We start from the raw sequence: 11059 nt of genomic DNA on the forward strand, positions 1-11059 counted from the left end.
ATTGCTGCAAAATTCTGGGGCGCGTCTCTAGGCCCCTGAACAATCCGCCAAGGCATCCTGCAACACCGCAAGCACCGCCGCTTCGGGCACTTCGGCGGTCACAAAAGCATCGCCAATGCTGCGCGCCAGAATAAAGCGCAGCTGACCATCCACCACCTTTTTGTCCTGCCCCATCAGATCCAGCAGTGTCTGCGCATCCGGCAGAGTACCTGCAATATCCGCCAGATCCGTTTTCATTCCCATGGCTTTCAGATGCGCGCGCACCCGGCTTGGGTCTTCCTGGCTGCACAGGCCCAACCGGGCAGAGAGCTCAAACGCCAGCGCGCAGCCAATGGCAACGCCTTCCCCATGCAGCAGCCGGTCAGAATAGCCGGTGGCCGCTTCCAGCGCGTGGCCAAAGGTGTGGCCCAGGTTCAACAGGGCCCGATCGCCCTGTTCGGTTTCGTCACGCACCACGATATCGGCCTTCATCTGCACCGAACGGGCGACAGCCTCTACCCGAGCAGCCATATCGCCGGAGGCCAGTTTGGGCCCCATGTCTTCGAGCCAGGCAAAGAACTCGGCATCGCCCAACATGCCGTATTTGACCACTTCACCGTACCCCGCAAGGAAATCCCGCGGCGTAAGGCTGCCCAGAACCTCGGTATCTGCCAGCACCAGGGTGGGCTGGTGAAAAGCGCCAATCAGGTTTTTGCCCTGCGGTGCATTGATACCGGTTTTGCCCCCAACAGAGCTGTCAACCTGCGCCAATAGCGAGGTGGGAATTTGCACAAACCGCACGCCCCGGCGCAGCACCGATGCCGCAAATCCGGCCAGATCGCCAATCACACCGCCGCCAAAAGCCACCACAACATCGTTGCGCTCCACCTTTTGCTCCAGCAGCCATTCCACTGCGCGGGTGAACTGCGGCCAGCCCTTGGTGCTTTCCCCCGCAGGCAAAGCCAACGATACCATGTCGATCCCGGCGCTGCGCAGCCCCTGCCGCAGGGTTTCAAGGTGCAGATCCGCAACTGTCTCATCTGTCAGAACCGCAACGCGGGGCCGTGTAAGGAAGGGCGCGATCCGCGTTCCAACAGTCTGCAACAATCCAGGCCCGATCACCACATCATAGGCCCGCCCCTCCAGGGGGACATGCACGATCTGTTCCATCCTCAGCTCTCCAATACATCGGGGCGAGACCGCAAGGCCTCCAACACCCGGTCCACCATTTCTTCAATCGAGGCCTTGCCGTCCGAGACCACCGCCAAATCCGCTTTGGCATAGAGCGGCACTCTGGCCTCATAAAGCTGCGCCAGGGTGGCGCGGGGATCTGCGGTTTGCAGCAAGGGGCGAGTGTCGCGGTATCGCACCCGATTCCACAACACATCCAGATCCGCCTGCAACCAGATCGACGCCCCATTGCGGGTAATGGTCTCGCGATTCTCCGCCGCCAGAAATGCGCCGCCTCCGGTGGACAGCACGCCACATTCCTCAGTCAGCAGCCGCGCAATCACCTGACGCTCTTTCAATCGAAAGAAGGCCTCTCCATCGCGGGCAAAAATCTCAGGTATTGTCCTATTGGCGGCCGCTTCGATCTCGTGGTCGCTATCTAAAAACGGCACCTGCAGTCGCGCCGCCAAAGCGCGCCCCACGGCCGTCTTGCCAGCTCCCATCATGCCCACCATAACAACGGTCTTTTTCAGTCGCCCAGGCTTAGAAGCTGCGACATCCACTTCGGCTATTTGCTCTTTTTCGCTCATTCTTCCGTGAATGACGTGATATTGCAAAAAAGGCCATATATAACTTGAGCAAAATACAAAGAAGCAGGCAACAGGTGCGCAATGGTGCGATTGATCAAATATCTAGTAATCTTCGGTGTTCTGGCAGTGCTGGGACTGGTGGCCTATGCCTATATCGGCCCCTGGTTCGGAGCAGATTTTAGCGTTCCGGTGCAGGAGATTCGCAAACCGGTGTTGCTAGATGCAGAATAGGCAGCGCCATAAAATCAGACAAAAGGCGGCCCTTTCGGCATTCCTTATCAGCACTTTTTATGGCGGCCCTGCACTGACGCAGGCCCCACTGACGGTGATTGATTGGCTCGGCCAGCCCGACAGCGCGGCGCCGCTTCCAAGCACGGTCTTGCTGGAGCCCCCGGTCACCGGCAGTGCGGCCCGGCCCGCGATCACCGTAACGCCGCTTCAGGCGCTGTTGCCCTCTATTGGACTGGTGGCGCCCTCTGCCACTGGCCTGCCGATTGATCTGTGGCACGGCAGTGATCCCAACGATATTGCTGCGCTCATCCGCACCGTTTCCGTGCAGGGCAACCCGGCGATGCAGTCGCTATTGTTTACCCTGCTGCTTTCTGAAAGCCGCCCGCTAAAGCCTCAGGGCGATGTCATATTGCTGGCGCGCCTGGATCGGCTGATCTCGCTGGGCGCCTCTGATCCGGCGCAGGCACTGGTGGAACAGGCAGGCCCGTCCGCCACGACAGCGCGGTTTCGGCGTTGGTTCTTCACCACCCTTCTAAGCGGCGACGAGGACAGGGCCTGCGCTGCTCTGGTTGCAGCCCCGTTTCTGGCGCCGGATTACCGAACCAGCATTTTTTGCGCGGCCCGTCGCAGCGATTGGCCAACCGCAGCTTTGATGTTTGAATCGGCTCACGCGCTTGAGCTGTTGCCAAAGGCGCAGCTGGATCTGCTGGACCGGTTCCTGAACCCGGATGTTTTTGATCTTGCCCCGCCCCTGCCCTTGCCCGACAACCCCGACCCTTTGACCTTCCGGCTCTATGAGGCGATCGGAGAACGGCTCCCGACTGCGCCGCTGCCACGGGCCTTTTCGGCGGCAGATTTGCGGGATGTGGCTGGCTGGAAAGCCCAATTGGAAGCCGCCGAGCGGCTGACCCGTGCCGGGGCTTTGAACCCCAACCAGCTATTGGGTCTCTATACCGATCGCACCCCGGCAGCCTCTGGTGGGATTTGGGACCGGGTCGCGGCCCTGCAACGCTTTGAGGCGGCGCTCAACAGCGCCAACAGCGCCGAGGTGGCCAATGCGCTGCCTGCCGTCTGGCAGGCCATGCAACAGGCCGGGCTTGAAGTTGGATTTGCCGATCTGTTTTCCACCCAATTGGCGCGTTTCAACCTTAGTGGCGAAGCAGCAAAGCTGTCCTGGCGCATTCGCCTTTTGGCACCCACCTATGAAATCGCCTCCCATAGCCCGCCCGATGACAGCCTGGAAAACAGCTTTCTCGCGGCGCTGGCACAGGGAACACCGGGGCAGCCCGGATCCGACCTCAGCGCCCCGGCTGATCCAGCGGGGGAGCCATCGCAGAAGCCACAAGCAGAAAGCGCACAGCCCGCAGCCGCAGCGCGCAGTGGTCACACCCCGCTGATGCTGTCGATCATGAAAGGTTTTGACGATGACGCAGAGGTCCCCGTCAAAATCCGCAGACTGTTGGACAATGGTCAATTGGGCGAGGCCATTTTGCGCACCATGGATCTCTTTGCCCGCGGCGCCCAGGGCAATCTTGGCGATCTCAGCAATTCCCTGGCGGCGCTGCGCGCTGTTGGACTGGAGGACACCGCAAGGCGGGCAACCCTGCAGCTGATGCTGCTGGAACGCGGTTGAATGGCCGCGCCGCGCGATGATCTGCAGTGGATTTCCACCTTTCTGGAAGCCCAGGCGGCTGAGGCCGGGGCAGCGCGCAACACCTTGCTGGCCTATGGCCGGGATCTGAAGGATGCAGCCGGTTGGCTGGCCCACCGTGACAGCAGTTTTGGGCAGGCTGCACGGGATGACATCGAGGCCTATCTTATCGCCTGCGACGCAGAGGGTCTGTCTCGCGCCACCCGTGCGCGGCGGTTGTCGGCCATTCGTCAGCTTTACCATTTTGCCTTTGAGGAAGGCTGGCGTACCGACAACCCTGCCATTCAGATCAAGGGACCGGGCCGCGCCAAAAAGCTGCCCCAAACGCTGGAGGTGATCGAGGTTGACCGCCTGCTGGAGGCCGCCCGCCAGACTGGTCGCAAACCGGCGGACCGATTGCGCAACACCTGCCTGATGGAGCTGCTCTATGCCACTGGCATGCGGGTAAGCGAGCTGGTGTCGCTGCCTGTGGCCTCCGCCCGTGGGGATCCCAATATGCTGCTGGTGCTGGGCAAGGGTGGCAAAGAGCGCATGGTGCCGCTGTCTCCGCCCGCCCGAGAGGCACTGCGGGTCTGGCTGCAAATCCGCGATGAGGGCGAGGAAAAAGCCCAAGCCACGGGAGCGCCGGGATCAAAATTCCTGTTCCCGTCGCGCGGCAAAGAGGGTCATCTGACCCGCCACTGGTTTTATCTGCTGATCAAGGACCTGGCGGTGACCGGTGGCATTGATCCGCAGAAGGTGACGCCCCATACGCTCCGCCATGCCTTTGCCACCCATCTATTGGCCAATGGCGCCGACCTGCGCGCCATTCAGGCGTTGCTGGGCCACGCGGATATCGCCACCACCGAGATCTACACCCATGTGCTGGATGCCCGGCTTAGCGAGTTGGTTCTGCAACACCACCCGCTGTCCCGTCCTGGCGAGGCCAGCCAAAGCCCAACCAGGGGTAAAGCGCACAAAGATGACTAAGACAGCGCCAGTCGCTGCGCAGATCCCAGCCCCCTTGGTCGATTTCTGACCGGACTTTCCCGGCGCAACGGGACTTGTCTGGCGCGCCATCGCACCCCATAACCTATAGAAACACAAACTGAACTTGGACCCATCATGGACACTGCTCAAACTGTTCTGGACAGCGCCTTCTGGATCTCCGCAGGGGCAATTGCGCTGCTGTTGGTGCTCTCAGCCTTCTTCTCCGGCTCGGAAACCGCACTGACCGCGGCCTCCCGCGGCAAGCTGCGCACCCAGGCAGACAAAGGATCCCACGGCGCGCAGCGCGCGCTTGACGTCACCGAAGACAACGAGCGGCTGATCGGTTCGGTTTTGCTGGGCAATAACCTGGTGAACATCCTGGCCACCTCATTGGCCACCGCGCTTTTGACCCGCACCTTTGGGGAAAGCGGCGTCGCCTTTGCCACCCTGGTCATGACCCTGCTGGTGCTGATCTTTGCCGAAGTTCTGCCCAAGACCTATGCCATCTCTAATGCGGAAAAAGCCGCCTCTGCCGTGGCGCCGATCATTGGCGTGTTGGTGACAATCCTCGCCCCGATCGTGGCCGCCGTGCGGTTTTTGGTACGCGGGATTTTGCGCCTCTTTGGGGTGCAGATCGACCCGGACAGCCAGATCATGGCAATGCGGGAAGAAATCGCCGGCGCCCTGCATCTGGGCCATTCCGAGGGCGTGGTGGAAAAAGAAGACCGCGACCGCATTTTGGGCGCGCTGGATCTGTCAGACCGGTTTGTCGAAGAAATCATGCTGCATCGCTCGCATATCCAGATGATCGACGCCGCAGCAGAACCGGCGGATATTCTGGAGCAATGTCTGACCTCCCCCCATACCCGGCTGCCCGTATTTAAGGATGAGCCGGAAAACATCATCGGCATTGTCCATGCCAAGGATCTGCTGCGCGAGATGTATGCCCAGATTGGTGGCCCCGAGGGCGATGCCAGTGCGCTACGCAAATTTGAGATCACCACGGTGGCCAAGCCCCCGTATTTTGTCCCTGAAACCACCACATTGGACGACCAGATGCGGCAGTTTCTGCGGATGCGGAGCCATTTTGCCCTGGTGGTGGATGAATATGGCGCCCTGCAGGGGCTGATCACTCTGGAAGACATCCTGGAGGAAATTGTCGGCGAAATCACCGATGAGTTTGACCCGGCAGAACAGTCCTTGGTAAAAAAGGACAGCGATGGCAACTACACCGTCGAAGGCGCCACCACCATTCGAGACCTGAACAGGGCGATGGATTGGAACCTGCCGGATGAAGAGGCCAATACCATCGCCGGGCTGGTCATCCATGAGGCCCAGATGATCCCGACCACCGGTCAGGTGTTCTCCTTTCACGGCTTCCGCTTTGAGGTCACCGGACGCGAGGGCAACCGGATCACTGCATTTAAGGTGCGTCCCCTGTCATGAACCGGGCCTATGCATGGTTTGATCAGATTTTTCTGGACCTGCTGCGACAGCTCCGCTGGAGCTTCCTGCCGCCGCTGCTGATCTACTTTGCCTATGGTGTTCAGGGCATTACCTCGGTTGTGGCGACATTTTTTGTCAAGGAATACATGGATCTGGAGGCAGCCTTTTTGGCCGGTCTTGCCTTTTGGGTGGGCCTGCCCTGGGCGCTAAAGATGCCGCTGGGGCATCTGGTGGATCTGATCTGGCGCTGGAAATACCTGTTGATCCTGCTTGGCGCCACGCTGATGGCGACCAGCTATGGCATCATCGCCAGTCTGTTGATCGCGCCTGATGCCATGGGGCAGATCATGCCCGCCAACAGCTGGTACGTGGCGGCGGCGTTGCTCGCCCCCTGTGGGTTTGTGCTGCAGGATGTGGTGGCCGATGCCATGTCTGTGGAGGCCATCCCGCACCGCAAACTCGACGGAAGCGCCTTCTCTGAGGCCGAGAACCGGGTCATGCATACCACCATGCAGACCCTGGGACGGATCACCCTGATTGGTGGTTTCAGCGCTGCGGCGGCGATGAATGTCTGGCTGTTTGACGGCGCCGATGCCCTGAACCAGGCGGAGAAGGGCGCGCTTTATGCCCAGGTCTATCTGCTGGCCCTGATGGTGCCGCTGTTGTCGCTGACCGGCATTGCCGTGGCGCTGTTTCAGCGCAGGCATCTGGGCGCCAAGCTGCGCAAACTCGGCCTCGGCGCTGCCGAGATCCAGGACCGCCTGACGCTGCCGCGGGATCCGGTCTCAGTCAACTGGTGGTATTTTATCGGTGGTGGCGCCTTTGTGGCACTGTCGCTCAGCGTGGGGCTCAGTGATGTCGCGCAGGCGCAGGAGCTGGTCTTTGGCGGCTCGATGCTTATCGTGCTGTTGCTGATGCGCCAGTTGATCAAGGCGCTGACACCGCAACAGGCGCGTGCCTTAATTGGCACCGCCATCATCATCTTCGTCTACCGCGCCACGCCCCTGAATGGCGCGGCAGCCACCTGGTTCGAAATCGACGCGCTTGGCTTTGACCAACAGTTCCTTTCGGTTCTGTCGCTGATTTCCTCCCTGCTGACGCTGTTTGGCATGATCCTGCTGCGCCCCTTGATCGCCAATAACACCATCGCCTGGATCATCACCTTTCTGGCCCTGACCGAAGCCCTGCTCAGCCTGCCCAATATCGGGCTGTACTACGGCATCCACAACTGGACGGCTCCGCTCACGGGCGGGTTGGTGGATGCGCGCTTTATCGCCTTGGTGGATACGGCGGCGGAATCCCCGCTGGGGCAAATCGCCATGATCCCGATGTTGGCCTGGATTGCCCGCAACGCCCCCAGCAATCTCAAAGCGACCTTTTTTGCGGTGATGGCCTCCTTCACCAATCTGGCGCTCTCAGCCTCCAGCCTGGGCACCAAATACCTCAACCAGGTGTTTGTGGTCACCCGCGAAGTCAGCTCTGCTGAGGGTCAGATCATCACCCCTGCGGATTACAGTAGCCTTGGCGCACTGCTGATCACCGTGGCGCTATTGAAACTGGCAATCCCATTGCTCGCGATCCTGCTGGTACAGCTCAGCCCGCTGCGTAGCACCGATTAGCCCCCCATAAAGGCTGCAATATCTGCGCGAAACCACGCTGCCTGTGTCACCTATTGGCTGGGAGCGACGGGTTTTGTCGCTTTTTTACTGGACTACTGTTCACTTCTGTCCAGAATAAGGAAAAGCCTCATTCAGGGAGAAGCCTCATGAAAACCACCACCCGCGTGGCCGTGATCGGCGGCGGTGTCGTCGGCTGTTCGGTCCTCTACCACCTGACCAAACTCGGCTGGTCTGATGTAATGCTGCTGGAGCGGTCCGAGCTCACCTCTGGCTCCACCTGGCATGCTGCAGGCGGTTTTCATACCCTCAACGGCGACACCAATATGGCGGCCCTGCAGGGCTATACGATCAATCTCTACCGCGAGCTGGAAGAGATCACCGGCATGTCCTGTGGGCTGCATCACGTCGGCGGTGTCACCTTGGCGGACAGCCAGGACCGCTTTGACATGATAAAGGCCGAACGGGCCAAACATCGCGTCATGGGGCTGGAGACCGAAATCGTTAGCCCTGAAGAGATCGCCAAGATCGCCCCGGCCACCAATACAGCGGGTCTGGTGGGCGGGCTGTATGATCCGCTGGATGGTCATCTGGATCCCTCCGGCACCACCCATGCCTATGCCAAAGCGGCCCGTATGGGCGGCGCCGACATTGAAACCCATTGCAAGGTGATCGAGACAAATCAGCGCCCCGATGGCAGCTGGGATGTGGTGACGGACAAGGGCACCATCCACGCCGAACATATCGTCAATGCCGGCGGGCTCTGGGCACGGGAAGTGGGCGCCATGGCCGGGATCTACTTCCCGCTGCACCCGATGGAGCACCAGTATATCGTCACCGACGAGGTCCCACTGATTGCCGAAATCATCGACGCGGGCGGCGAACACCCCCATGTCATGGATCCCGCTGGCGAAAGCTACCTGCGCCAGGAGGGCCGTGGGTTGTGCATCGGCTTTTATGAACAGCCCTGCAAACCCTGGGCGGTCAATGGCACCCCGTGGGATTTCGGCCACGAGCTGCTGGGCGACGACTTTGACAAGATCGAGGACTCCATTGATTTTGCTTACAAACGCTTCCCCGCGCTGCAAGCTGCCGGGGTGAAATCCGTGATCCACGGCCCCTTCACCTTTGCCCCCGATGGCAACCCGCTGGTGGGGCCGGTACCGGGCGTGCGCAACTACTGGTCGGCCTGCGGTGTCATGGCAGGCTTTAGCCAGGGCGGCGGCGTTGGCTTAATGCTGGCGCAGTGGATGATCGAAGGCGAGCCAGAGCGCGACACCATGGCGCTGGACTGTGCCCGTTTTGGTGACTGGATCACCCCCGGCTATACCCTACCCAAGGTCATCGAGAACTATCAAAAACGGTTCTCCATCTCCTACCCCAACGAAGAACTGCCCGCCGCGCGCCCCTTCCGCACCACGCCAATGTATGATGTCTTTGACACCATGGGCGCGGTCTGGGGCCAGCAATACGGCCTGGAAGTCCCCAACTATTTTGCCACGGCGGATGAGCCCCGCTTTGAAACCCCATCCTTCCGGCGCTCCAACGCCTTTGACGCCACCGCCCGCGAGGTCAAAGCGGTGCGTGGCAGTGTGGGCATCAACGAGGTGCATAACTTTGGCAAGTACCGGATCACCGGCACGGGCGCACGCGCCTGGCTGGATCACATCATGGCCGGCCGGATCCCCCTGCCAGGCCGGATCAGCCTCTCGCCGATGCTGTCGCCCAAGGGGCGTTTGATTGGCGATTTCACCATCTCCTGTCTCGGCGAAACAGACTATCAGCTCACCGCCTCCTATGGGGCGCAGGCCTATCATATGCGCTGGTTCCTCAAACATCACACGCCGGATGTGGCAATCGAAAACATCTCCGACAGGCTGAATGGATTTCAGATTGCCGGTCCCAAGGCGGCACAGGTGCTGCAGGCCTGCACCCTGCAGGATGTTGCGCAGATGCGCTTCATGGATGTGGCCCACATGACGGTTGGCATGGTAGACTGTCTGGTGCAGCGGGTCAGCTACACTGGTGATCTCGGCTATGAGATCTACTGCGATCTCCCCAGCCAGCGCGCCCTGTGGCAGGCACTGTGGCAGGCAGGCCAACCCCATGACATGATGCCCTTTGGCATGCGCACAATGATGTCCCTGCGGCTGGATAAATTTTTTGGCTCCTGGATGCGGGAGTATTCCCCCGATTACACCGCCGCCGAAACCGGATTGGACCGCTTCATCTCCTTCAAGAAACCCGGTGACTTCATCGGCCGCGCCGCCGCCGAAGCAGAGCGCACCCAGGGGCCGCAGCGCAAACTCTGCGCCTTTGAGGTGGACGCAACAGATGCAGATATCAACGCCTACGAACCGATTTCGATCAAAGGAGAGGTCGTCGGGTTTTGCACCTCAGGCGGCTATTCCCACCACGGCCAGAAATCCATCGCCCTGGGCTTTGTCCCCACACCAATGGCCCAGCCCGGACTGGAGGTTGAGATCGAAATCCTTGGCAACATGCATCAGGCCCGGCTGATCACCGAACCGCTGTTTGACACCGATGGCGCCCGCATGCGCGGCTAAGCCACCAGCTCTGCCAAAAACCACCCCGCCAAGGCTGCTATGGCCTTGGCGCCTGCCGCCTTCCCCTTCTGCGCCCCCCTTTGTTTCGCGGGCTTATTGCTTTCATCTTTCCCCAAATACCTCCGCCGGAGGCATCCTGCCTCTCGCGCTCTCGACACCTAAGCCTGTTGGGGCGTAGGTTTGCAAAACATAGACTTTCATAAACACAGGATCATAAACACAGGATCATGAGCAAAATTGCCATCCTCCTTCTCGCAGCCGGCGCTTCCGCGCGAATGCAGGGGCGTGATAAGCTGATGGAAGACATTGAGGGAGCGCCGCTGCTGTCACTGATCTGCAGCCGTGCAGCACAAACCGAGCTGCCCTGCTATGTGACCCTGCCCAGCCCGACGCATCCGCGCAGCTCTGCCACCGGCAGCTCCCAGGTGATCCCGGTCCCAAATGCGGCTGAAGGCATGGCCGCCTCGATCCGCACCGGGATTGCCGCCCTGCCGCAGACCATCGACGCCGTGATGATCCTGCCCTGCGACATGCCAGAACTGCAAACCCAGGATTTGTTGGATCTGGCCGCCCATTTCCAAGGTCCTGACGGCCCGGTGCTGCGCGCCACCGCCAGTGACGGTACCCCGGGCCACCCGGTGCTGTTTCCCCGGCGCTGTTTTCAGGCGCTCAGTAAGATCAGCGGCGACCAGGGCGCCCGCGCTGTGCTACAGGGCCAAAAGCTGCAGCTGGTCGCCCTGCCCGGCCAACGCGCGGTCACGGATCTGGACACTCCAGAGGCCTGGGCGCGTTGGCGCGCCGCACGATAGGTTTTTCCAAAACGATTGCGTTCCCCCCGCA

At 60.8% G+C, this 11059-nt stretch carries 9 protein-coding genes; 7 read left to right on the forward strand and 2 right to left on the reverse strand.

The window, feature by feature from the left end; translation table 11 throughout:
- Positions 1–27 precede the first annotated feature (27 nt).
- Both aroB and JZI28_RS10150 read right to left on the reverse strand, forming a co-directional pair.
- Entirely contained in the window at positions 28–1149 is a 1122-nt protein-coding gene (aroB, locus tag JZI28_RS10145) for a 3-dehydroquinate synthase (protein WP_375697483.1), read from the reverse strand.
- 2 nt (positions 1150–1151) lie between these two features.
- Positions 1152–1739, reverse strand: a complete 588-nt coding sequence (locus tag JZI28_RS10150) for a shikimate kinase (RefSeq protein ID WP_295451369.1) — start codon at positions 1737–1739, stop codon at positions 1152–1154.
- An 81-nt stretch (positions 1740–1820) separates the two neighbouring features.
- On the opposite strand from JZI28_RS10150, the gene JZI28_RS10155 reads away from it, so the two are divergent.
- The 7 genes from JZI28_RS10155 to JZI28_RS10185 all read left to right on the forward strand — a co-directional run bounded on the left by JZI28_RS10155 (position 1821) and on the right by JZI28_RS10185 (position 11028).
- Entirely contained in the window at positions 1821–1970 is a 150-nt protein-coding gene (locus tag JZI28_RS10155; RefSeq protein WP_295451367.1) for a hypothetical protein, read from the forward strand.
- The gene (locus JZI28_RS10160) at positions 1960–3603 is read left to right on the forward strand and encodes a hypothetical protein (protein ID WP_375697484.1); all 1644 of its coding nucleotides are present in this window, start codon (positions 1960–1962) and stop codon (positions 3601–3603) included. Before JZI28_RS10155 ends, JZI28_RS10160 begins: the two co-directional genes overlap by 11 nt.
- Positions 3604–4590, forward strand: coding sequence for a tyrosine recombinase (locus JZI28_RS10165; protein WP_375697485.1), 987 nt, complete (start codon positions 3604–3606; stop codon positions 4588–4590).
- A gap of 135 nt (positions 4591–4725) precedes the next feature.
- Positions 4726–6036, forward strand: coding sequence for an HlyC/CorC family transporter (locus JZI28_RS10170; RefSeq protein WP_353400993.1), 1311 nt, complete (start codon positions 4726–4728; stop codon positions 6034–6036).
- A complete protein-coding gene (locus JZI28_RS10175) occupies positions 6033–7655 on the forward strand; it encodes a hypothetical protein (protein ID WP_375697486.1) in 1623 nt (540 codons plus the stop codon). The genes JZI28_RS10170 and JZI28_RS10175 overlap by 4 nt, the downstream gene beginning before the upstream one ends.
- A gap of 146 nt (positions 7656–7801) precedes the next feature.
- A complete protein-coding gene (locus tag JZI28_RS10180) occupies positions 7802–10219 on the forward strand; it encodes an FAD-dependent oxidoreductase (protein WP_375697487.1) in 2418 nt (805 codons plus the stop codon).
- Positions 10220–10446: 227 nt separating this feature from the next.
- On the forward strand, positions 10447–11028 hold the full coding sequence (locus tag JZI28_RS10185) for an NTP transferase domain-containing protein (RefSeq protein ID WP_375697488.1): 582 nt from the start codon (positions 10447–10449) through the stop codon (positions 11026–11028).
- The last annotated feature ends 31 nt before the right edge of the window (positions 11029–11059 follow it).

This window comes from Pseudophaeobacter sp. TrK17 (assembly GCF_042192375.1).
Classification (GTDB): Bacteria; Pseudomonadota; Alphaproteobacteria; order Rhodobacterales; family Rhodobacteraceae; genus Pseudophaeobacter.